This window comes from Malacoplasma iowae, assembly GCF_900660615.1.
Lineage (GTDB): Bacteria > Bacillota_I > Bacilli_A > Mycoplasmatales > Mycoplasmoidaceae > Malacoplasma > Malacoplasma iowae.
On record NZ_LR215023.1, the window covers coordinates 84,821 to 110,213 of the forward strand.

General features: G+C 24.6%; 23 protein-coding genes. 22 read left to right on the top strand and 1 reads right to left on the bottom strand.

Annotated elements, in window-relative coordinates; genetic code table 4:
* The first annotated feature begins 128 nt into the window (after positions 1-128).
* From thiI to argS, 11 genes are all read left to right on the top strand, one after another.
* The gene (gene thiI, locus EXC57_RS00415) at positions 129-1,286 is read left to right on the top strand and encodes a tRNA uracil 4-sulfurtransferase ThiI (protein WP_004024660.1); all 1,158 of its coding nucleotides are present in this window, start codon (positions 129-131) and stop codon (positions 1,284-1,286) included.
* Between the two features lie 3 nt (positions 1,287-1,289).
* Positions 1,290-2,258, top strand: a complete 969-nt coding sequence (locus EXC57_RS00420) for a DHH family phosphoesterase (RefSeq protein ID WP_004024659.1) — start codon at positions 1,290-1,292, stop codon at positions 2,256-2,258.
* Between the two features lie 29 nt (positions 2,259-2,287).
* Entirely contained in the window at positions 2,288-2,536 is a 249-nt protein-coding gene (locus tag EXC57_RS00425) for a hypothetical protein (protein ID WP_004024658.1), read from the top strand.
* Entirely contained in the window at positions 2,526-5,471 is a 2,946-nt protein-coding gene (gene dnaE / locus EXC57_RS00430) for a DNA polymerase III subunit alpha (RefSeq protein WP_129692506.1), read from the top strand. The genes EXC57_RS00425 and dnaE overlap by 11 nt, the downstream gene beginning before the upstream one ends.
* Positions 5,472-5,474: 3 nt before the next feature.
* Entirely contained in the window at positions 5,475-6,344 is an 870-nt protein-coding gene (locus tag EXC57_RS00435; protein WP_004024656.1) for a 5'-3' exonuclease, read from the top strand.
* Between the two features lie 13 nt (positions 6,345-6,357).
* Positions 6,358-6,489, top strand: coding sequence for an Fpg/Nei family DNA glycosylase (locus tag EXC57_RS05300; protein ID WP_267678627.1), 132 nt, complete (start codon positions 6,358-6,360; stop codon positions 6,487-6,489).
* Between the two features lie 9 nt (positions 6,490-6,498).
* Positions 6,499-7,209 (top strand): DNA-formamidopyrimidine glycosylase, encoded by a 711-nt coding sequence (gene mutM, locus EXC57_RS00440; protein ID WP_324255975.1) that lies wholly within the window; start codon positions 6,499-6,501, stop codon positions 7,207-7,209.
* Positions 7,176-7,787, top strand: coding sequence for a dephospho-CoA kinase (coaE, locus tag EXC57_RS00445; protein WP_004024654.1), 612 nt, complete (start codon positions 7,176-7,178; stop codon positions 7,785-7,787). Before mutM ends, coaE begins: the two co-directional genes overlap by 34 nt.
* Before the next feature lie 203 nt (positions 7,788-7,990).
* A complete protein-coding gene (locus EXC57_RS00450) occupies positions 7,991-9,220 on the top strand; it encodes a DnaD domain protein (RefSeq protein ID WP_004024653.1) in 1,230 nt (409 codons plus the stop codon).
* Between the two features lie 12 nt (positions 9,221-9,232).
* On the top strand, positions 9,233-10,207 hold the full coding sequence (locus EXC57_RS00455; protein WP_004024652.1) for an ATP-binding protein: 975 nt from the start codon (positions 9,233-9,235) through the stop codon (positions 10,205-10,207).
* Positions 10,200-11,873 carry an arginine--tRNA ligase gene (gene argS, locus EXC57_RS00460; RefSeq protein WP_004024651.1) on the top strand — a complete coding sequence of 558 codons (1,674 nt, stop codon included), beginning with the start codon at positions 10,200-10,202 and terminating at the stop codon, positions 11,871-11,873. Before EXC57_RS00455 ends, argS begins: the two co-directional genes overlap by 8 nt.
* A 159-nt stretch (positions 11,874-12,032) precedes the next feature.
* On the opposite strand, the gene EXC57_RS00465 is transcribed toward argS, so the two are convergent.
* Complete coding sequence (locus tag EXC57_RS00465; RefSeq protein ID WP_129692495.1) at positions 12,033-13,007, bottom strand: IS30 family transposase; 975 nt, start codon at positions 13,005-13,007, stop codon at positions 12,033-12,035.
* Between the two features lie 597 nt (positions 13,008-13,604).
* On the opposite strand from EXC57_RS00465, the gene gap reads away from it, so the two are divergent.
* The 11 genes from gap to holA all read left to right on the top strand — a co-directional run bounded on the left by gap (position 13,605) and on the right by holA (position 25,393).
* Positions 13,605-14,615 carry a type I glyceraldehyde-3-phosphate dehydrogenase gene (gap, locus tag EXC57_RS00470; RefSeq protein ID WP_406648145.1) on the top strand — a complete coding sequence of 337 codons (1,011 nt, stop codon included), beginning with the start codon at positions 13,605-13,607 and terminating at the stop codon, positions 14,613-14,615.
* Positions 14,616-14,681: 66 nt separating this feature from the next.
* Complete coding sequence (locus EXC57_RS00475) at positions 14,682-15,920, top strand: phosphoglycerate kinase (RefSeq protein ID WP_004024648.1); 1,239 nt, start codon at positions 14,682-14,684, stop codon at positions 15,918-15,920.
* Between the two features lie 143 nt (positions 15,921-16,063).
* Positions 16,064-17,038 (top strand): IS30 family transposase, encoded by a 975-nt coding sequence (locus tag EXC57_RS00480; RefSeq protein ID WP_129692495.1) that lies wholly within the window; start codon positions 16,064-16,066, stop codon positions 17,036-17,038.
* Between the two features lie 176 nt (positions 17,039-17,214).
* Positions 17,215-18,120 (top strand): lysophospholipid acyltransferase family protein, encoded by a 906-nt coding sequence (locus tag EXC57_RS00485; protein ID WP_004024647.1) that lies wholly within the window; start codon positions 17,215-17,217, stop codon positions 18,118-18,120.
* Between the two features lie 189 nt (positions 18,121-18,309).
* Entirely contained in the window at positions 18,310-19,368 is a 1,059-nt protein-coding gene (locus EXC57_RS00490) for a segregation and condensation protein A (RefSeq protein ID WP_004024646.1), read from the top strand.
* Positions 19,358-19,924, top strand: coding sequence for an SMC-Scp complex subunit ScpB (scpB, locus tag EXC57_RS00495; RefSeq protein ID WP_129692507.1), 567 nt, complete (start codon positions 19,358-19,360; stop codon positions 19,922-19,924). Before EXC57_RS00490 ends, scpB begins: the two co-directional genes overlap by 11 nt.
* A 26-nt stretch (positions 19,925-19,950) precedes the next feature.
* A complete protein-coding gene (locus tag EXC57_RS00500) occupies positions 19,951-20,181 on the top strand; it encodes a YneF family protein (protein ID WP_004024644.1) in 231 nt (76 codons plus the stop codon).
* Between the two features lie 2 nt (positions 20,182-20,183).
* On the top strand, positions 20,184-20,741 hold the full coding sequence (yihA, locus tag EXC57_RS00505; RefSeq protein ID WP_004024643.1) for a ribosome biogenesis GTP-binding protein YihA/YsxC: 558 nt from the start codon (positions 20,184-20,186) through the stop codon (positions 20,739-20,741).
* 9 nt (positions 20,742-20,750) lie between these two features.
* The gene (locus EXC57_RS00510) at positions 20,751-23,315 is read left to right on the top strand and encodes a valine--tRNA ligase (RefSeq protein WP_129692508.1); all 2,565 of its coding nucleotides are present in this window, start codon (positions 20,751-20,753) and stop codon (positions 23,313-23,315) included.
* A 50-nt stretch (positions 23,316-23,365) separates the two neighbouring features.
* Entirely contained in the window at positions 23,366-24,433 is a 1,068-nt protein-coding gene (locus EXC57_RS00515; RefSeq protein WP_129692509.1) for a ComEC/Rec2 family competence protein, read from the top strand.
* A 48-nt stretch (positions 24,434-24,481) separates the two neighbouring features.
* On the top strand, positions 24,482-25,393 hold the full coding sequence (gene holA, locus EXC57_RS00520; protein WP_004024640.1) for a DNA polymerase III subunit delta: 912 nt from the start codon (positions 24,482-24,484) through the stop codon (positions 25,391-25,393).

Here is a 25,393-nt window from a genome sequence, read left to right on the forward strand (position 1 = left end):
AATAAAAATAAAGCAATTATTTATTAGCAATTCATATATAATTTTTTAAGTTGAATTATTATTAATTTAATCTAATTTGATAAACTTATATTTTGTATTATCATAATATAATATCCTCTGGAGGTTAGATGAAAGAAATTATATATATAAAATATGGTGATCTAACATTAAAGGGTAATAATAAAAATGAATTTATTAACCAATTAATTAAAAATATAAAAAGATCTCTTATTGAATATAATGTTGTAATTGAAAAACAAATAGATTGTGCAAAAGTGTTTTTCAATGATGTTACACAAAAACAAGACATTATTAAAATTCTTTCTTTAACACCTGGAATAATGTATGTTATTGAAGCGTATGAAGAAGAAACTGATTTGGATAAAATAACTGAGTCAATTAAAAAAATTATTCCTCAAGAAAACACCACTTTTAAGATTGAATTAAAAAGAAAATTTGATATTGGCAAAGATCATTTGGAAATAAAAAGATATGTTGCAACCAAATTATTAGAGAGTTGCCCAAACTTAAAAGTAGATGTTCATAATCCTAAAATATGTTTATGAATAGAATTAAGAAAAAACAAGTCATTATTCTATTTCAATAGAATTCAAGGATGTAATGGATTACCAATTGGATTAAATGGTTCTTGTTTGTCTCTTATATCTGGTGGTATTGATTCACCAGTGGCATCATTTATGCTTCAAAAAAAGGGATTGGTTGTAGATTACTTAACTTTTATAACTTCAGAGGTTACTGAGAAAACAATTAATAAAATTAAAAACTTGATAAATAAGGTAACTTTAAATGGTAAAATATTTAAACCCAAATTTTATATTGTGGATTTTACAAAGATACAACATGAATTAACTCATGCTAAAGATGAAAAATACAGAATAACACTAATGAGGAGAAGTTTTTATAGAATAGCAAACCAACTAGCTAAAGACTTAAAATATGACTCTTTATGTTGTGGTGATTCATTAGGACAAGTTGCCTCGCAAACCATTGAAAGTATGACAACAATTAATTCAGTTGTTCAAGATATGATAGTTTTTAGACCACTTTTAACTTATGATAAAAACGATATTATTAAAATTGCAAGAGAGATTGGGACCTATGATATTTCTATTACAGACCATGAAGACATTTGTTCTTTATTTGCACCAAAAAACCCTGTAACAAGACCTACAATAGAACGTGCAAAAACAAATGAAACAAATCTAGAACTATTAGAATTATTAGAAAATAGTGCTATAAAAAATTTGCGGATTATTGAGGAGTAGAAAATGAAAAGTATTCTTGACGCCATTCTTAGTAAAATAGATATTTATGATAATATATCCTTATTTTTTCATGAAAGACCAGACTTTGATGCTTTAGGGTCTTGTTTTGCTTTAAAAGAATTCATAAATAGTAATTTTAAAAATAAAAAAGTCAAAATTATTGGTCTTGATACTTTGCCTGAAATATATGGTTCTACTCTATTTAAATTTGATAAAAAAGAAAATGCTGCTTCAGATGAATTTCTAGCATCTTCATTAGGTATTATTTCAGACACTGCTAATGCTTCTAGAGTTTATTCTAGAAGAAATACAATATGTAAAGAAACTATAAGGGTTGATCATCATCCTCAAGTTGAAACAATAGCAGATTATGAATGAATTGACCCAATGATGCCAGCAGCTTGTGAAATGTGAGCCACTTTGTTTTTTGAAAGTAAACTTAAATTAACTTCTGACTGTGCTAAATATTTATATGCTGGAATTATTACAGATACTGGTAGATTTTTACACACTAATACACTTCCATCAACATATGAAATAACAGGCAAACTTCTTTCGACAGGATTTAGTAGAAGTGATGTTCATGATGCAGTTTATCTTAGAGAAAAATCTCAAATTTTATTTACAAATTATTTAATGAAAAGAGCCAAGATTGAAGATGGTGTTGCTTACTTTGTTATTCCTAAAGGAGCACATAATAAATTTCATATTTTTCCTCAATTATCAATGGTTCACTTACTAAGTGATATTAAAGATGTTTATATTTGAACAACTGTATATTTTGATGAACAAACAAAAAGTTGAAAAGGTTCTATTAGAAGTAGGGATATTCAAATTAATCATATTGCTAATGAACTTGGTGGTGGCGGACACAAATTTGCAGCAGGTTTTACTTTGGATAGCGAAAGAGAATTTTATAAAGTTGTTAATAGATTAAAGCAATATTTAAATGATTTAAAGTTAGTTAATTAATTTATAATAAATTCGGTAGGTAATAGTATATGTTTTTTAAAAAAAATAAAGATAAAAAAGCTAAAGACGAATATAGAAAACAACTATTAGAAGATAATAGAAAAGAAGAAACTACAAAAATTGATATCCATAATTTTAATTTATCAAAAACTGAAGACGAATTAACTTATGAAAGATATAGTAGTTTAAGTACAAGAGAATTAAAATACAGACTTGCTAATGATACATTAACAAAGCAAGAGAAAGAAATCATTAAAAAAATACTTAATGAAAGATAATTTTATTGTCCCAAATTTAAACACATATTCTTCTTATTCTTTACTATCTTCAACGGTTAATTTTCAAAACATAATAGATTTTGATATTAAAAATAACATCGAATATGCATCAATTACAGATATTAATTTGTATGGTGCTTTTGAATTTTATAAACTAACTAAAAAAAACAACTTAAAACCTATAATAGGTCTTGATGTTTCTTATAAAAATTTTAATTTCTTAGTATATGCAAAGAATTTTGATGGATTTAAGAATCTTATCAAAATTTCTTCTTTTATTCTTACTGAAAAAGAATTCGATATTGAAACTCTTTTAGATGAGAATGTTTTTTTAGTTAATAAAGTCAATTCAAACTTTGCTACTAAAAAAACTAAAGTTTATTCACAAGATCAATCACTTGATAATAGAATTGCAATAAACGAAGTAAGATTAAATGATAAAAATGACTTAAAAACACTTAAAGTAATTGGTGCTGTAAAAGATAATAAAACAATTGATGATATTGATTTAAATGAGGTATCTAACCAAACGCTTCATTTTTTAAAACCAAGTGACTTTATAAAAAAATATGACAGTGTTGCTATTGCTAATTTAACTTCAGAAATTGAATCAATAAATTTAATTATTGATACTAAACATGATAATTTAATAGAATTTAAAAATAGTTTTAATCTTTCATCTAAAGCTTATATGAATAAACTTTGTGAAGATGGTTTAAATGAAAAAATTCTTGCAGGTTTTATAAATCAAAATCAAAAAGATATTTATGTTAAAAGAATGAATTATGAATTGGAAATAATTGATAGAATGGGTTTCAATGATTATTTCCTTGTTATTCAAGATTTTATTAAAGAAGCAAGAAACAAAAGAATACTTGTTGGACCAGGAAGAGGATCAGCTGCTGGTTCTTTGGTTGCTTATCTTTTAGGAATAACTTCAATTGATTCGATTAAATATGATTTGGTTTTTGAAAGATTTTTAAATCCTGGAAGATTGAGTATGCCAGATATAGACATTGATATAATGGATACTAGACGTCAAGAAATAATAGAATACATTTTTGAAAAATATGGTTATGATCATGTTGCACACATTTCTACTTTCCAAAGACTAAAAGCAAAAATGGCTATTAGGGATGTGGGGAGAGTTTTGAAAATCCCATTACCAACAATAAATAAAATATCAAAAGAATTTCCAAATGATTTAGAAGAAAACTTTTTGGATTATGTTGATTCAAATCAAACTTTAAAACTTGAAAAAAACAACAATCCACTTTTATTTGAAATAGCAAATAAAATTATTGGGTTCCCAAGACAAATTGGTATACATGCAGCAGGTATTGTTTTATCAAAAAATAAATTAGTTGAAACCATTCCTATTCAATTGGGAGTTAACAAAGAAATAGTAACTCAATACTCTATGGAATATTTAGAAGAACTTGGTTTAATAAAAATGGACTTATTGGGTTTAACTAACCTTACAACAATAAGTAATATTTTAACTCTTATTAATATGAGATATAAATTAGAAATTGATTTATACAAAATTAATTTAGATGACCAAAAGGTATTTAATGATATTTCTTTAGGAAACACATTAGGTATTTTTCAATTGGAATCACCAGGTATGAGATCTTTAATAAAACAAATGAAACCAAAATGTATAGAAGACATATCATTGTGTTCTGCGCTTTTTAGACCTGGTCCACAACAAAACATAAAATCATTCATTGCTAGAAGAGATAAAAAAGAAAAAATTGACTATGTGGATATTAAGTGTAAAGATATATTAGAAAGTACATATGGAATAATTGTTTATCAAGAACAAGTTATTTCATTAGTTCAAAGAATAGCAAATTTTTCTGCTAGTGAAGCTGATATATTTAGAAGAATTATTTCAAAAAAACAAGGTGATGAACTTGAAGGTTTCAAAATAAAATTTTATAACCAAGCAAAAGAAAATGGTTACACAACCAAAGAATTAGATGAAATATTTAATTATATTTATACTTTTGCAAACTATGGTTTTAATCACTCCCACTCAATTGCTTACTCATTAATTGGTTACTGATTGTCATATTTAAAATACTATTATCCTGTAGAATTTATGGCTATTTTAATGACATCATTTGATGGTAATCATGAAAAAACAAGAACATATGTTAAAGAATGTGATAGGTTAAATATCAAAGTTTTACCTCCTAACATTAATAACTCTTTAAAAACTTTCAGACTATCAAAAAATTCAATTATGTTTGGATTTGGTTCAATTAAGGGTATTGGAGATGAAAAAGCTAAGAAAATAATAGAAGCAAGAGAAAATACAGAAAATAAAAAATTTGAATCATACACTGATGCATATAGAGTATTACAAGATTATAAAATTAACCAAACAATAATTGATCTTTTAATATATGCTGGAGCTTTTGATATTTTTGGTGTTTCTAGAAGAGAATTAATTTTAAAACTTCAAGAAGGTGATAGTCAAGCAGCTTATTGAGATGTTCCTGAATCAACAAAACATAGCACAGTAGATATTAATAAAATAAGTTTGGAAGAAACAAGAGATAAAATGGTTGATATACTTGGTATTTATTTTGCTGATCCAAATGAAAAAGAAACAATAGAACCAACAAAAACAGAAGACCCTTTAGTTTCAAAATACAACTGCATTTCATTTAAAAATGTTGATGACTCTGTAACTCAATTTACAACATTAGCAACAATTAAATCAATTAGAAAAACTAAAACTAAAACAGATAAAACTATGTATTTTGTAAGTTTTATAGATTTTGAAAATAACACTTTTGATGCAGCTTGTTTTATATCAGCTCTTTTTGATGATGATACTGAATATAAAGGAAAACGTGTTGTTGTGGATATTAAAAGTGGTTCAAAGGGAAGACAAATAGTTTCTATAAAGGAATGGTTATAAAATATGAAAAAAGCACTAATAATAGATGGTAATTCTTTAATGTTTAGAGCATATTATGGAACAATAAACCAAGTAGATTTTTTTATTAAAAATAATGTTTTTCCAACAAATGCTATTAAGACAATGATGTTAATTATATATAAAATATTAGAAACTAATAAATATGATTATGCTGTTATTGCATTTGATCACAAGGAAAAAAATTTTAGAAAAGAAGAATTTGAAGAGTATAAAGCAAACAGAGCAAAAACTCCAGATCTTTTAATTAAACAAATTCCAATTATTCAAGACATAATGCCATATTTTGGGTTCAATGTTTTTTGTGTTCCAGGTATTGAGGCTGATGATATAGTAGGTTCAAGTGCAAAGTTATTATCAGAATCTGGTATAAACTGTGATGTTTATACATCTGATAAAGATATTCTTCAATTAGTAAACAAAAATGTAAATGTTATTCATTTTAAAAAAGGTATAAGTGAAACTATAACTTATACAAACGAGAATTTTGAAAATTTAAATGATGGTCTTAAACCATCTCAAATTCCAGATTACAAAGGAATAGCTGGTGATTCATCTGATAATTTACCTGGTATTAAAGGAATTGGACATAAAACAGCAATTGACCTTTTAAAAAGATTTGGAACATTAGAAAAAATTATTGAAAATTTAGATTTTATTGAATCTAAGTCAATAAAATCTAAAATATCAGAAAATAAAGATATTGGTATTAAGTGTAAAAAACTTGCAACTATTCTATTAGATTATTTTGATAACAAACCATTATCTGATTTAGAAATGAAAAATAAGAACCAACAAAAACTTAAAGAAATTATAGAAAAATATAATTTCTCAGGATTTAGTAAATATATGTAATAAAGGAGTTAATATGCCAGAACTACCAGAAGTGCAAAGTATGATTGATAGCCTTATTGAACAAAATTGTACTAATCATACTATTATTGATGTTTGAACACAAATGCCAAAACTTTTTAAAAATGCAACATTTGATAAATTTTAAAATCATTTATTAAATGAAAAAATATCAACAATTTCAAGAGTTGGGAAATATTTAATTTTTCATTTAACTAATGATAAAGTATTTGTTGTCCATTTAAGAATGGAAGGGAAATTGTTTTATGAACCTAATGATTATCCCATTAACCAAAGACATACTCTTGTAAGAATTGTTTTTGATAATAAACATGAATTGAGATATGAAGACACAAGAAGATTTGGTACATTTACAATGTATTTTGAAAATGATTATTTAGAATCAAAAGAACTAAAAAAATTAGCATTAGATCCACTAAATAAAAATTTTAATTCAGAATATTTAAAAAAGAATATTGGTAAGTCAAATAGAGCAATTAAAACTTTATTACTTGATCAAACAAATGTTTCTGGAATTGGTAATATTTATGCTGATGAAATTCTTTTTGCATCAAAAATAAATCCTAATTTACCAGGTAACAAAGTTACAAAAAAACAATTTGATGAAATAGCATTACATGCTAACAGAATTTTAAATCTTGCTGTCGAAAATAAAGGTACTACAATTTCTACATATTTTTATAAAAAAGAAAAAAAGGGAGAGTTCCAAAACTTTTTAAAAGTTCACACTAAAAAAGGATATCCATGTCCCAACTGTAAAACAACTATTGAGAAAACAAAAGTGAATGGTAGAGGAACATATTATTGTCCAAAATGTCAAAAACTAAAAAAGATAGATCAAAACTAATATGTGTTACAGGTCTTGTAAATAAAGGCAAATCAACTGCAATGAAAATCATATCTTCTTATGGATATGATGTTTTTATTATGGATGAGTATATACATAAAATATATAAAAAAAATGATATAGGTTATAATGCAATCAAAACAAACTTTGGTAGTGATTATGTGAATGAACAAGCAGTTGATAGAGATAAACTAAGGGAATTAATATTAAATGATATTAAGTATAGAGAAAAACTAAATTCCATTATGTTTCCAATTATGTTAGATAAACTAGCAAAATTAAAAAAAGAAAGTAAAGGTTTAGTTTTTGTAGAACTTGGAATTTATATTTATAATCCAAAATATTTTAAAAGTATTTTTGATTTTATTATTGGTATTAATAGAGATGATGAAATAACTGAAAATAATCCTTTTCAAAAAATAAAAAATGTTATTAAGTTTTCCACAAAAGATGTGGAAAACTCAAAAAACATTGATAATACTAAAACAATTTTAGTTGATTTTATCGTGGATAATAACAGCTCTTTAAAAGATTTTGAGAATAAAATTAAAAAAATATTGGAATATCTTGATAAATAATTTACACTCTTAAAGGTTAATCTTTTTGACTATATTTGTGTAACTATAAGTATTTCATAAAGAGCATTTTAGATATGTTTAATATTCATAACTTCTTGTTTTGAATAGGCACGTTTAAATACAAAGAACCAAATATGCAACTAACACATAAGCTATGCATATTAGCTTTTATTTTTACACCTATTTTTAATAAGGAGTTTTTTATGTCAAATTTTTTACAATCTGAATACAAATACATTTATAAAACAGATATTAATGTTAATTTAGCCATTCTTAACAAAGCATATGCTCCATTATTGAGTTCTAAAGCTTTAGCTTTTTATAATTTTATGTATGCTGAACTCCTTATATACAATACTGTTAAATTCTTTACAAATCACATTGGATCTATCTTTAAATTTTTAAACATTACAAAGAAAAAAGAATTCGATGATATAAGAAATAATTTGGAAGCTTTAAAATTATTAAACACATACTATGAAAAAAGTACTAATACATATTATTTTGAATTGTTAGAACCAAAAAAATTTGGTGATCTAATTGAAAATAAAAAAATAGAGTCTTTACTAATTGAAATAATTGGTGAAAATGAATTACATAAATTAAAAACACAATTTGCTTCAGCCTTTGTTCCAGATAATGTAAAAAAAATTTCTGAGAACTTTGATACATATTACTCTAATAATTCAAAAATTAGAGAAACATTAGAATTTAATTTTGACAAACTTTATAAATCCATTTCTAAAACTTCTTCATTGGCTATTAATATAGATGATGTTAAAAGCGACATTAATGAATATTATATAAACTTTGATGTAAGTTATGAAAACATTGAAAAAGCAATTTATAATTCAATTGTAAAAAAGGGAAATGAGTTTGTTGTTAACAAACTTTTATTTTTGCAAGAAGTATCACAATTCAATAAAGAATCTGTAAAATTAGATTTTTTTAATAAAATAAAATTAAATAGAAATAAACAAATGTTTGTAGAAAAAAGTTCAATCGATTCTTTAAGCAATATTTTCTTTGATTATAAAAATTTGAAATCTGAACAATACCTATCAGCAATTTTAAAGTCTGAAATTTCAGATGAAGAAATTGAAATAATCAATCAATTAAGAAATAAATATTTTTTAAATGATAGCTTAATTAATATAATGATAGATTTTTCAATAGATAAAACACATCATAAGTTAAATGTAAAATATTTAACAAAAACTGCTAGATCTTTTAATTTAGAAAATATTGAAACAGTTGAACAAGCTTATGAATATTTAATGAATCCTTCATCAAGAAATAAAAGAAACAAAGCATCTAAATCTAGTAATTCTAAAAAAGATTTAGTTGGTAAAATAGAAAGAGACGAAGGTTTTTCTGGCGAAGATATTTCTTGTAAAGATGATTATGAACCTTTGGTTGATATAGAAATTTAATGGAAAAACAATATGTTAATAAAAGAACTTCAACAATTTAAAAAGGAAAATGAAAACAATTCTTCTTTGCTATCTGAAGAAGAATTGCTTTCAATTTATAAGAAGGAAATAGAAAAGGTTAATCAATTTCCTCACTTTTTAATTCTTAATTTAACAGAAGATGAAATAAGACAATATTATTTCTTTTTTAAAGAAATTATGAATCAAACAGTTGAATGCATGAAATTAACAGATAAATGTTCAAACCAATTAAATGTACATCTAGATGTTTTTAGAGGAGATGACAATAAGCTTTATTTCTTTTACACAAAGTGTGTAAAGATGGAAAAGATTTTCCGAGAAAAAAGTTACAAAGAAAAATATTTATACCACTATTACTCAGACACTTTTTTAACTGATGTAAAATTAGATAGAAAATGAATTGGCAATGAAGTTCATGCAACAAAAAACGAACTAATTAAATTATTTCAAAGCAAAGTTAAATCAGGTGCTAATACTGGTATTTATATTTATGGATCTTTTGGCATTGGTAAAACATATTGTTGTAATGCGTTTGCAAATTTATTCGCTGAGAAATTAAATAAAACTATATGTTTTATATATATTCCAGATTTTGTAAATATGTTAAAAGATGGTTTTAATAATCCAGATAAAAAAATTGAAAATAGTAAAATTTTACAAAATGCACAAAATGCGGATGTATTATTTTTAGATGATGTTGGAGCTGAATATGCAACCGACTGATTTTATTCAAACATTTTACTAAACCTGTTAAATCAACGATATGCTAATAATAAGATTACTTACTTTAACTCAAATTTATCTATAGATGAGTTAGAAAAAAAGATTAAAAAAAGTTTAAAAGGTGATGATAGTTATCTTATAGCTGGAAGAATAATAGACAGAATTAAATCGCTTGTAAATAATAATTTTATATTATTAAAAGGGGATAACATGCGTCATAAAAAGGAGAAAACAAATGATTAAAAATACTTTACTTTCTTTAATTGAAAAAGATATAAAAAAATTCTTATTAGATAAATATTCTATAAAGAAAATTAACATAAACGTTGATAAAACTAAGTCAATCAATTTAGGTGATTTTACAACTAATGCCGCTATGGTTTCATCTTCTATTTTGAAAAAAGATGTTATGGAAATAGGGGAAAATATAAAAGAAGAATTAATGAAAACCAATTTATTTGAAAAAGTTGAAATTGTAAAACCTGGTTTTATTAACATGTTTTTAAATTCAGAAACAAGATTTAAATTAATAAAACAAATTATTAAAGAAGAAAAAGATTATGGTCAATTTGCACCTAAAAAAATGAAATACAATATAGAATATGTTTCAGCTAATCCAACAGGATCTTTACATATTGGTCATGCAAGAAATGCTGCACTTGGTATGACTCTTTCAAATATTTGGTTGAAAAATGGGATTGCTGTTACAAGAGAATATTATATAAATGATGGTGGTTCTCAAATTGATAAACTTGGGATGTCAACATTTTATAGATACTTACAATTAAATGGTAAAAAAGTAAAAATGGACCCTGACTATTATCAAGGTGAAGAACCTAAAAACATTGCTAAACAAATTTATGAAAAATATGGTGATAAATTTGTTAATTTAAGTTATGACAAAACCAAAATAGACGATGAAGAAGTATTTGAGTTTTTCAAAACTTTCTCAAAAAATTCTTGTATGGATTTTATTAAAAAAGATCTTAAAGAATTTAGAGTTAAATTTGATAGATATTATCCAGAATCAAACATTTATAAACTTAATTTAATTGATAAAACAATTAAAAAACTTGGTAAAAATGTTTATGAAAAAGATGGTGCTGTTTGACTAAAATCTACAAAATTTAATGATGATAAAGATAGAGTTTTAATTAAAAGTGACAAAAAGTTTACTTACTTTTTACCAGACATTGCATATCACAACATTAAAATAACTAGAAAAGATGGAGTGACAAAATTATTTAATATTTGGGGAGCTGATCATAATAGTTATGTAACTAGAATGACTGCAGCACTACAATGTTTTGGGTTTAAACCAGATATTATGCATGTAATTATAATGCAAATGGTTAAGCTTACTAAAAATGGTGAAGAATTTAAAATGTCAAAAAGAAGTGGTCAATCACTTACTTTAAGAGATTTAATTTCCACAATTGGTGTAGAGAGTTCTAGATGGTTATTAGTATCACAAGCTTCAGAAGCTCATCTTGAAATAGATGTTCAACAATTTACTAATAAATCATATGATGAACATTTGTATTATGTATTTTATGCTTATGCAAGAATCAACAAGTTACTTCAAAAAGGTAACAAATTAGTTAAAAATAAAAAAGTTAATAATTTTGACAAAATTACTTTGGATAAAGAAAAAGAACTTATCAATATGATGTTTTATTATCCACATACAATTGACAACATCTCTAAGTCTTATGAAGTTCAAAAACTTCCAACATTTCTTTATAACTTAGCAATGATTTTTCATTCATACTACAATGAAACAAAAATATTCTCTGACAATTCAGATATAGAATTATTAACTCAAAGAGTAATGCTATTAAATGCATTGAAATGAACAATAAAAAGTTGTTTATCATTATTTGATATAGAACCAAAAAACAAATTATAGTTTATAAAAAACACACCATAATACACATAGGTATGTTAGATTGAACAATAATTCATTTCAATGAGAAAAGAATTATTCCCTAACTGACATGTGAAGTGCAACACTTCAATGTTACATTAAACTCTCGACTTTGAAATATAAGTTGAGAGTTTTTTTGTTTTAAATATTTTCTTGATACATTTGGTAAGCTGTTTTATAACCAAACATTTTTCTTGGGATGTTGTTTACTTTTCATTCAAGAGTTTTTATTTTATCTTCACTTACTAAACTGAAGTCAGTTCCTTTTTTATATCATCTTCTAACTATCCCATTTATGTTCTCGTTGGACCCTCTTTGGAATGAAGAATAAGGTTGGCAATAATAAACTTTAAAGTTGAATTGTTTTGCAGTTATTCCCATCATTTGAAACTCTAACCCATTATCAACAGTGATGCTTTTTATTGGGAGTTTTTCATCTCGAATAATGGTATACATTTTAGCCATCATTGATCTAGCGTTCTTCCCTTTTATTTTTCTAATAATTGCCAACCTTGTTTTTCTTTCCACTAATGTCAATAAGTGGTAATAACCACTTTGCCTTTTACTAACTATTAGATCAGCTTCTCAATGTCCAAATTCTTTTCTATTGTTTATCTTTTCTGGTCTTAGACTATAAGGAATGCAGTATTTTCCATCAATTTTAGAAAATATACCTATTTTTCTTCTTTTTCCTTTAACATATTTTCTTCTTAAACAATCTCTTCTTTGTATCTTTCAAATCTTGCTATTGATTCATCTAAATACTTGCCTAGCACTTGGAACTTTAACTAACGGATAGTTTTCTTTTATTCAAAAAATTGTAGCTTCTACACCATGAGATTTAGGATTAAATTTTTGAATAAAAAGATCTGTGAAGTTTTTGTACTTCAACATAAAAAACATATGACAATTTGATTTTCTTCTAATGTATTTTTTGTGAGCAGTTGATGAATAATAAATCCCTGTTGAAGATGTGTTTCTTTTTAATTCTCTTGATATTGTTGATTTGTTTTTATTTAAGATTTTTGCAATCTTATTCATAGAATATTTTTCTTTATTTCAAAGAAAATAAATTAAGCATCTTTCTTCTTTTGTTAAATGTTTATAAGTTTTCATAAGCACTCCTAATATTCATTATCTTTTTATTAGTGAACACTTACAAACAAAACAAATGAAGTGCACACTCTTTTTTGAGTGTTGCACTTCACATGTCAATCGAGCAATAATTCATTTCAATGAGAAAAGAATTATTGTTTTTTATTTTAAAGTTATTAATAACTTAAGATTTATAAATAATCTAAAGATTTATGTTTTAAAATTTTCAATAAAACTTAATCATAAACTAAATATGATTTTAAAAAATAAAATTGAATAAAAATATAAATTATAACTTACCTGTAAATACTAAGAAAATATAAAATAAAAATATCCAAATAACTTATAAAACAAGATTAAAAAACTTTTAGAAAAAGCTTACAAAATAAAATAAATTTTAAACCAAATATAAAAAATGAATTTGTGTTTAAAATTAAAAACATTAATTGATTTTAATGTTTGTTTTATTTAAAAATCAATCATAAAAATAAGCAAAATTTTATATATACAAGTTTAGTTTTTATTTTTTTATGTTTGTTATATTTTGGTGTGAAAAAACATTTTTAATTATAATAATATTGGTAATTTAAAAAGAAAGAATTATTAATATTATTTTTGATGGAGATAAATATGGCAATTAAAGTAGCAATTAATGGATTTGGTCGTATTGGAAGATTAACTTTCAGACAATTCATTGATAACAAAAAAGTTGAAGTTGTTGCTATTAACGACTTAACAAGTGCTAAAACTTTAGCACACTTATTAAAGTACGATTCAGCTCACAGAAAATGTGAAGCTAAAATTAGCAGTACTGAAAATGAAATTATAGTTAATGGAAAACACATTCCAGTTTTTGCTGAAAAAGATCCTGCATCATTACCTTGAAAAAAATTAGGTGTTGATGTTGTTATTGAATCAACAGGTAGATTTGTAGATGTTGAAGGTGCTAGTAAACACTTAGAAGCAGGAGCTAAAAAAGTTGTAATTTCAGCTCCAGCTAAAGGAGATATTCCAACTGTTGTTTACAACGTTAACCATAGGATTTTAAAAGCATCAGATAAAATTGTTTCTGCTGCATCATGTACAACTAACGCACTTGCTCCTGTAGCAAAAGTATTACATGAAAATTTTAAAATTAAATCTGGTTTAATGAACACAATTCATGCATATACTGCAGACCAAAGATTACAAGATGCTCCACACAATGATTTAAGAAGAGCTAGAGCAGCAGCTGTTTCAATAGTTCCTTCTACTACTGGTGCAGCTAAAGCAATTGGTTTAGTATTACCTGAATTAAAAGGAAAATTACATGGACTTGCAGTTAGAGTTCCAACTCTTACAGGTTCTTTAGTTGACTTAAGTGTTGAATTTGAAAAACAACCAACTGTAGAAGAAATCAATGCAGCAATGAAAAAAGCAGCTAATGAATCACTTGATTATTTAGAAGATGAAATTGTTTCATCAGATGTAATTGGAGACAGCCACGGTTCAATATTTGACCCATTCTTAACAATGGCTTTAGAAGTTGATGGCAAAAAAACTTATAAAGTATTTACTTGATATGATAATGAAAGCTCATATGTTTCACAATTAGTAAGAGTTGTTACATATGTAGGTTCTTTAAAATAGTATTTTAATGATTATAAAGACAAAGCTTTATAAAGCTTTGTCTCTTTTAATAAGGAGTAATATAAAATGGAATACAACAAAAAAACATTAAGAGATGTAAATGTTGAAGAAAAAAAAGTAATTGTAAGAGTGGATTTTAATGTACCTATTGATAAACAAACAGGAAAAATAACAGATCAAACTAGAATAATTGAAGCTCTTCCAACTATTGCATATTTAATAGAAAAAAAAGCAAAAGTTATTTTACTTTCTCACTTAGGAAAAGTTAAAACTTTAGAAGATATTACAAGTGGTAAAAAATCTTTAAAGGTTGTTTATGAAGCATTAAAAAATTTATTACCAGGAACTGAAATTTTATTTCATGAAAGTAGTAAAGATTTAAAAATAGCAAACATAATTAAAACTATGAATAATGGTAGTATTTTACTATTAGAAAATACTAGATATAACGATGTTGATGACAAAGGTAAAGTTGTTAAACTAGAATCAAAAAATGATCCAACTTTAGGTAAATTTTGAGCTGATTTAGCTGATGTATATGTTAATGATGCATTTGGTACAGCTCATAGAGAACATGCATCAAATGTTGGTATTGCAAATAAATGTAAAGATTCATGTATTGGATTTTTAGTTGAAAAAGAATTAACTAAACTTGGCAAAGCTCTTAATAACCCAGAAAAACCAATTGTTGCAATTTTTGGTGGGGCTAAAATTTCAGACAAAATTAAATCTATAGAAAATATAGGTAAAATAGCTGACAAAATCCTTATTGGTGGTGGAATGGCATATACATTCTTTAAAGCACAGGGATATGAAATTGGTAAATCAATTCTTGAAGAAGAATCTATTCCAATTGCTAAAGAATTATTAGAAAAATTCAAAGATAAATTAATGCTTCCAGTAGATGTTAATTGTGCTAAAGAATATGAAGATGTAAAACCAACAAGATTTGCATTTAATGAAATTCCAAGTGATTATGAAGGATTGGATATTGGAAAGAAAACCATCAAAACATATAAAAAGATTATAAAAAACTCTAAGACAATTATTTGGAATGGACCAGTTGGTGTTTCTGAATTTTCAAACTTTGCAAACGGAACAAATAAAATTTGTAAAGCAATAGCTAAAGCAACTATGAAAAATGGTGCTTACAGTATCATTGGTGGTGGTGATTCAGCAGCAGCTGCAATTAAATTAGGTTACAAAGACAAATTCTCTCACATTTCAACAGGTGGGGGAGCATCACTTGTTTTCTTTGAAGGTGTTCCACTTCCAGGTGTTGCTGCAATAAAAGATAAAAAGTAATTTTAAAAAGTTTAAAATAAGGTATTATCTACCTTATTGCTCGATTGACATGTGAAGTGCAACACTCAAAAAAGAGTGTGCACTTCATTTGTTTTGTTTGTAAGTGTTCACTAATAAAAAGATAATGAATATTAGGAGTGCTTATGAAAACTTATAAACATTTAACAAAAGAAGAAAGATGCTTAATTTATTTTCTTTGAAATAAAGAAAAATATTCTATGAATAAGATTGCAAAAATCTTAAATAAAAACAAATCAACAATATCAAGAGAATTAAAAAGAAACACATCTTCAACAGGGATTTATTATTCATCAACTGCTCACAAAAAATACATTAGAAGAAAATCAAATTGTCATATGTTTTTTATGTTGAAGTACAAAAACTTCACAGATCTTTTTATTCAAAAATTTAATCCTAAATCTCATGGTGTAGAAGCTACAATTTTTTGAATAAAAGAAAACTATCCGTTAGTTAAAGTTCCAAGTGCTAGGCAAGTATTTAGATGAATCAATAGCAAGATTTGAAAGATACAAAGAAGAGATTGTTTAAGAAGAAAATATGTTAAAGGAAAAAGAAGAAAAATAGGTATATTTTCTAAAATTGATGGAAAATACTGCATTCCTTATAGTCTAAGACCAGAAAAGATAAACAATAGAAAAGAATTTGGACATTGAGAAGCTGATCTAATAGTTAGTAAAAGGCAAAGTGGTTATTACCACTTATTGACATTAGTGGAAAGAAAAACAAGGTTGGCAATTATTAGAAAAATAAAAGGGAAGAACGCTAGATCAATGATGGCTAAAATGTATACCATTATTCGAGATGAAAAACTCCCAATAAAAAGCATCACTGTTGATAATGGGTTAGAGTTTCAAATGATGGGAATAACTGCAAAACAATTCAACTTTAAAGTTTATTATTGCCAACCTTATTCTTCATTCCAAAGAGGGTCCAACGAGAACATAAATGGGATAGTTAGAAGATGATATAAAAAAGGAACTGACTTCAGTTTAGTAAGTGAAGATAAAATAAAAACTCTTGAATGAAAAGTAAACAACATCCCAAGAAAAATGTTTGGTTATAAAACAGCTTACCAAATGTATCAAGAAAATATTTAAAACAAAAAAACTCTCAACTTATATTTCAAAGTCGAGAGTTTAATGTAACATTGAAGTGTTGCACTTCACATGTCAGTTAGGGAATAAGGTATTATCTACCTTATTTTTTTCTTTTTTAATTTTTTTATTCAATTTGTTATATAAATAATATTAGTTATTATTTTGAGAGATTTTTAATGAATGCAAAAGTTTTTTTTACAACACTATGAAATAAAATAGCTTTTCCTTTTTCTTCTTTATCTTTATTAATTGGATTATCAAGATCAAAGAAAAAATATTTAACTTATGAATCAGAACCAGAAGATTTACCAGAATCTGAAAGATACACACATGTATTTAAACTTTCTAGAAGAGCTTGTTTTGTAACAAATACTAAAGTTAAACTAGAAGGGTTGGATAAAGTACCAAATGTACCAGTTTTGTTTATTTGCAACCATAAGTCATCATTTGATCCTGTAATATTACTAAAAATTTTCTCTGAAAAACAAATTAAACCAGTTTTTGTTTCAAAAAAAGAAGTTCTTGATAATAAAAAAGTTGGGTTCGCTGCAAGACTTATTAATACCATATTCATGGATAGAAAAAATTTAAGAGATGTTTATAGATGTATTCAAGAAGAAAAAGCAGTTCTTAAAAATAAATCAGTAGTTGTTTTTATTGAAGGTACAAGAATTAAATCTGACAACTTTGGTGAATTTAGAGGCGCTGCTTTAGAACCATCATATGCAACAATGAGATCTATTGTTCCTGTTGTTATTTATGGTACTAAATCAATGGAAGAAAGCAACAAAAAACAATTATTAAAATATAAAGAAGTAACAGTTAAATTTTTAGAACCTATTAAATATAAAGAATTCATTCATGTTGATAAACAAGTTTTCGCTAATAAAATAAAAGATTTAATGTTTAATGAATACAAAAAAATTGCTGAAGAAAGAAAAGAAGAATTAAATTTAGAAAATATTGAAACAGATAAAGAGAAAGAAAATTTGGATATTGTTCAAGAAAATTTAACAGAAACAAAAGACAATCAAGAAAACAATCAAGAAATAAGTAAAATAGTAAAACAAAAAGAATCTTAATAATTAAATGTTTTTATAAAAAGGCTTTAAAGATTTATATTGTTAAAATAAAAACATTTACTAAGAACACAAATTTTATATTCTAACAAGAACAACCAAAAGTTGTTTTTGTTTTTTATTTTGATTAAAAATTTTATTAATTAATAAAAAGATTTTTATTATAAAATTTATTAGATAGGTAAAAAAAATATGGATAACAACTCAGAAAAAACATTGAAAAATGATGTTCTTTCAGAAGAAACAACAAATTCAAATCCAGATGATAATAACGAATCTGTTGAAGATAAAATTGATGTTGAACCAGAACAAGATTCATTATCTTTTGAAAACAAAGATATAGATATTATTAATAAAGAAAATAATACTGAAATTAATAATTTTAATTTAAATCATAATCAGCATATCAATAATGATGTTTCTACTGAAATAAATCATAATATTGAAAGTTCAGAATTTAAAGTAACCATCAATGATTTTGATGGCCCTTTTGACTTATTGCTAGCATTAGTCAAAGAAAAGAAAATGGACATTATGAATCTTGATTTAGTTGTTATTGCCAAACAATATGTTGCTTTTGTTAGTCGTAATATTGCTCATTTAAAAATTGATGATATGACTGAATACTTATTAATGGCTTCATATTTGTTAGAATTAAAATCAAAAAAAGTTTTACCTGTTATAGATACTCCTGAAAAACTTGAAAAAGAAATTGAACGTGATAAATTTATTCAAAGATTGCTTATCTATAAACAATTTAAAAATCTTGTTCCAACTCTTATGGATAAAATGGAAAAAAGATATGAAATGCATGAAAAAGAATCAAACAATTTCACTGAATATTTAAATTCAGAGGATAATCAAACAGTTTTTTTGCCTGATAATTTAGATGTACAAAATATTTTAAAAGCAATGCAAAAAGTTTATTTAAAACTACAAGCAAAAAAACCTCTTGTTGATATTAAAACAATTGATATAAGTGAAGTATCAATAGATGATGTTGAACAAGAAATAAAAGAATTTTTATCAAGTTATGAGGCTGGATTTAAAATATCTCTAACAGATTATTTAAATAAAATTCCGTTAGAGAAGTTCACAAAACAATATTTTGTTGTTACATTTGTTGCACTATTAGTTTTGGTAAGACATCAACACATAATGTTAGAACAAGATATAAACAACGATGAAGAAATTTATATTATTAAAAGATCAGTTATAGAAAATGAAGAGGTGTTAGGGGATGAACGTTAAAAGTGTAATTGAAGGTGCTCTTTTCATTGCTGGAAAAGATGGAATGGATAAAGAAAAACTAAAAAAAATTAGTAGGTTAGATGATTCAGACTTTGATGCTGTAATTGAAGAAATGATTGTTGAATATGAAAGAAACTCTCAAAGAGGAATTATTTTAAGAAAATTTGGTAATGAATATAAACTTTTAACTAAACCAGAAATTAATAAAATCATTTCAAAAAACTTTGACATTAAACAAAAAAATCCATTGAATCAGGCAATGATAGAAACTCTTGCAATAATTGCATATAATGAACCATGTACAAGAACAAAAATACATGAAATGAGAAAAACAGATCCAACACCAATTTTAGATAAACTAATTGAATTAGGATTGGTTGAACAAGCTGGTAGAAGTGAAGCAGTTGGTAAACCATATCTTTATCAAGTTACAAAAAACTTTTATGATGTTTTTGGGATAAATTCAATAAAAGAATTACCAGAAATAGTTTTACCAGAAGAGGATCTAGATGATAATAGTGATATAGATTTCTTTGATTCAAATAGAGACGAATAATTATAATAATTAAGTAGGAGAATAATATGTTAGGTTTAGCATTAGGATTAAGTTTAGGTTTAGGTGTTCCAATAGCATTAGTTATAGGTCTTATTATTGGATATACACTTTCTAGAAAATATTTTAAAAAACAACTAAAAGAAAACCCACCGATTACAGAAGCTCAAATAAGAATGATGTATCAACAAATGGGTAGAAAACCAACTGAAAAACAAGTTAAGCAAATCATGGCTAATTTTAAGAAAAACACAAAATAATAATGGCAAAATTTATTAAATCTGCTTTTAAAATAGAAGACTGAATAAATGACAGTAAAAAAGAAGTTTGCTTTGTTGGAAGATCTAATGTGGGTAAATCATCTTTAATTAATTCTTTAGCAAATCAAAAAATTGCTAAAGTTTCAAACACCCCAGGAAGAACCCAATTAGCAAATTTTTTTGATTTTGGTAATTTTCGTTTGGTTGATTTGCCAGGGTATGGTTATGCTAGTGTAGATAAAAAAGGAAAATTAGAATTATTAAGAATAATAAATGAATTTTTATCTCATAGAATTAATCTTGTTTTAGTTATTATAGTTTGTGACATAAACGTATTAACTGAAAAAGATAAAGAAATGTTGGATTTCATAAAACAAAATTTTAAAAATTATTATGTTGTTTTAAATAAATCAGATAAACATAATAAAAGTCATTTCCATAATAACAAACATAAATTTTCAAGTTTTTTAGAAATAGAAGAAGAAAGATTAATTCCCATAAGTGCCAAAACAAAAGACAATTTAAACAAACTAAAAGACATTATCAATCAAAATATTTAGGAGTATACAATGAATATTAAGTACGATTATTTACTGTGTGAAGAAAGTGATTCTATTCAAAAAGATTTACAAAGAAAGAATGATATATCATTTAAAGCAAAAAATAATTTTTTTACAATAGTTTTTCCACCTCCAAATGTTACAGGAAAATTACATATTGGTCATGCTTGAAATTGTTCTGTTCAAGATTTTTTAATTAAATACAATAATTTAAAAGGTAAGAATAGTTTGCTTTTAACAGGAATGGATCATGCTGGAATTGCTACTCAAACAAAATATGAAGCATTCTTAAGAGAAAACAATAAATTTAATTTAAATGAAACAAGAGAAAATAATCTTAAAAATCTACATGAATGAGTAAAAGACACTGCAAATATAATTAGAAACCAATGAAAAGGTTTGGGGATGTCTTTAGATTATGAAAGAGAAAGATTTACTTTAGATGAAAAATCTAATGAAGCTGTTAACTACGCTTTTGTCAAGTTATATGAAAAAGGGATTATTTATAGAGGATTAAAGTTAGTTAATTGAGATGTTAAATTAAAGACTGCTATATCAAATATAGAAGCTATTAAAAAAGAAATTGATTCTAAAATGTATTACATAAAATATTATTATGAATCAAATAAAAAAGAATTTTTAACAATAGCAACAACAAGACCTGAAACTATATTTGTTGATGAATGTATTTTTGTTAACCCTAAAGATAATAGATATAAAAATAAAGTTAATCAAAAAGTTTTAAATCCTTTAACATCAAAACCAATTCCTATCTTAACAGATGAATATGTAGATAAAAATTTTGGTACTGGTGCAATGAAATGTACTCCAGCTCATGATTTTAATGATTATGAATTAGGAATTAAACACAAACTAAAAATTGAAAGTTGTATTGATCTTGATGGTAAATTAAATGAAAAAGCAAATCAATTTAAAGGTATTGATAGATTAGAAGCAAGAAGCAAAGTGGCTCAATTTTTAAGTGATAATAATTTGCTTGTTAAAGTTGAGAACATTAAAAGTGTTGTAGAATATTCAGAACGTACAAATGAAATTGTTGAACCATTATTATCAGAACAATGATTTATAAAAATGGATGACTATGCTAAGAAAATTATTGAATGACAAAAGTCTAACAAAAGCACAGTATTTCATCCTAAAAAATTTGATAAGATGCTAAACAATTGACTTGTTAATGTTCATGATTGATGTATTTCAAGACAATTATGATGAGGGCATCAAATACCAGCTTGATATCACAAAAAAACAAATGAAATTTATGTTGGATTAAAACCCCCAAAAAACGAAAGTGATTATGTTAGAGATAATGATGTTTTAGATACTTGATTCTCTTCTGGATTATGACCTTTAACTTTAAATGGATTTAAAGATAAATTACATGAAAGATTTCCAACAGATGTATTAGTTACAGGTTTTGACATTATTTTTTTCTGAGTTGTAAGAATGATGTTATTCTCTTTGGAATTTAGTAATCAAATGCCTTTTAAAAATGTTTATATTACAGGATTAATTAGAGATCATCTTGGAAGAAAAATGTCAAAATCATTAGGTAATGGTGTTGACCCTAATGACGTGATAAAACAATATGGCGCTGATGCTTTGAGACTATTTTTGCTTTCGTCATCATCACCAGGAGAAGATCTTAAATATTTTCCAGAGAAAGTTGAATCATGCTGAAACTTTTTAAACAAATTATGAAATTCATTTAGATTTATAAAAATTAATTCTGAAAATATTGATTTAAATAAAATTGATAAATTAAACTATTCTAATTTTGATATTTGAATATTAAATAGACTTATTGATGTAACAAATAAATCTACAAAACATTTTGATAAATATAATCTTTTAGTTGGATTAAAATACATTACTGATTTTGTAAAAAATGATTTTTGTAATACATATATAGAACTTAACAAAAGTAGAATAAACAAAAAAGATTTAGCTAGTTTATATGTTCTTAATTTTGTAATGAAAAATATTTTAAAGTTACTTTATCCAGCTTGTCCTTTTATTACATATTATTTGTATAATGAATTGCCAAATAAAAACAAAGAATCAATTGTGTTTGAATTATTTGAAAAAATTAATTTTAGAAAAAAAGAACACATTATTGATAAAGTGTTATCAATAATAGATTTAATTAGGGTTATTAGATTTGAAAATAAATTAGCTAAAAAAGATACTTTTGAAATAGTTTTAATTTCTAAAGAATTTAATAATGAAAACAATGCAACCAAAGAAGAAATAAAAAACATTTTATTATCTGAAAATATTGTTGTTAAAGATATTATTGATTCTCACAAAAAACCAACCCATATTCTTGATGGTCTTAGTTTAATCATTAATAATGATTATCAAAATAGTGAACACAAAAAAGAAGAAATTGAAAAGGAAATAAAATTTTTAGAATTTGAAATTAATAGAGCACAAAACATTTTAGCTAACAAAAATTTTGTTTCTAAAGCACCAAAAGAAAAAGTTGAAGAAGAAAAAAAGAAATTAAAAAATTACACAGACAGATTAAATGAAATTAAAAAAATTTTTAAATAATTTATAGTTTCTCCCCATTTTATCTATTTAGTAAATGGGGAGTTTTTAATTTGAATAAATACTTTGATTTAAAATATTTTGCATTAGCCTTAATTGTGTTCGCTATTGGATTTTATAATCATGAACAATTTATTTTATTGTTGCTAACTTATTTTGGGTATCACATTATAAAGGGTAACAATAGATTTTTGGTTTTAGTGAACTTTTATTTAGCTATGCTTGTTAGTTTGTCAATACTTGAAATAAACAAAAATTCAAAAATATTAATAGGGGAGTGATTAAATAATTTAGTTGGTTTTTCTATAAGGGATTATTTAATCAATTTTAATACAAATAACTATGGTGAAGAACTAGGTTCGTTTTTAAATCTAATATTATTTGGTTATAAAAATAGTGTTGTAAACGAGTTGTATAAAAAGATTGTTAACCTATCTTTATTACACCTATTCATTATTAGTGGTATCCACATTAGTTTTTTAGCTTTAGTTATTAAAAAAATATTTGTGAAAAAATGATTATATTTTCCAATAAGTTTTTTCTTATTATTTTTTATATGTTATGTAAATAATTTCAACATTGGAAGTTTTAGAGCATTAATATTTTTTATTCTTTCGGGTTTTAAGTTTAAAAATAAAAACCCAAAACTTTGAATATCAATAATTGTAATTTTTTTATTAGCACCAAAAAGCTTGTCACAATTTAGTTTTCAAATGACTTATATTTCTTTATTTGTTTTATTTATGAATTTTAAATGAAATAAAAAACTGTTACTTAACTCTATTATCATAAGCATTTTAATAAATATTTATTTACTACCATATATTAGTAATATGAATAAAAAAATATCTTTATTAGGTTTCTTTTATAGCTATATATTTTCCCCTCTTGTACTAGCTAATTATTTCATTGCACTTTTTACATTTATGATTCCATCATATGATGTTTTAAATTTTTTCTATCAAGTTTTTAAGGAGATGGTTTTACTATCAGAGAACATAAATGTTGTTATAACCTTACCAATAATACCTGTAAATTATTTTCCTTTATATTTAATTTTTATATGATCATTAAATCTACTTTTTTATAAAGTAAATGATAATAAAATTTGGAGAAAATAATTAAAAATATTATCATGATAAATTTTGTATTTCATATATAATTTCTATATGGAATTGATATTATCTGAAGATATTGGCTTAATAGAATTTAAAAAAATGGAAATATGTAAAAATATTGAGCCAAAAATATATGTTTATGATTTTGAGGAAAGAGAAAAAATAATTGATGATTTAATGCAATATGATTTTTTCTCTAGTGATGAGAAAACCAATGTTTTCATCACAAGTTTTTATACTAAAAAAAACCAACCAGAAGAAGCAGAAATAAATTTTTTAATTGAATTATCAAAAATAAAAGAAAAAAATATTTATGTATGTATGAATAAAATATCAACTGACCAATATTTATTATCTTTGTTTTCTTATTGCCATAATTTAAAAAAATTAAATAAATGAACATCTAAAAAATTTATACAAGATTATTTAAACTACAAAAAATTTGTTGCTCCAAGTGCATTGATTGATTATTTAAATGAACGTTTACCAAATGATGCAAATAGCATTATGTCAGAATTAAATAAATTAGTAGTTTGAGATATAAAAAAATTAAATAGAGATATCATAGACTCTATTATTGAAAATAATATTAATGACAATGTATTTAATCTTATTGATAACTACTTTTCAAATAATTACCAAGATCTTATTTTGCAAATGCAATTGTTTGAACAAAAAGGATCTGATTTAAGAGAAATTTACAATGTTATGGTTTCACAATTATTTTTGTTAAAATTATATAAATTACATTTTGATATGCATAATAGTTTTGATGTAATTGTAAAAGAATTTAAGATCTTAAAATTTCAGATTGATAATTGGGCTAAATTCTTATATCAAATAGATGTTAAAAAAATTGATTCACTTTTAAATCAATTATTAAACCTTGAGAAGGATGTTATGTTAGGAAAAAAAGATTTTGATACTTCTCTTAAATTGTTCTTGCTTAGTGGGGTGGCATAA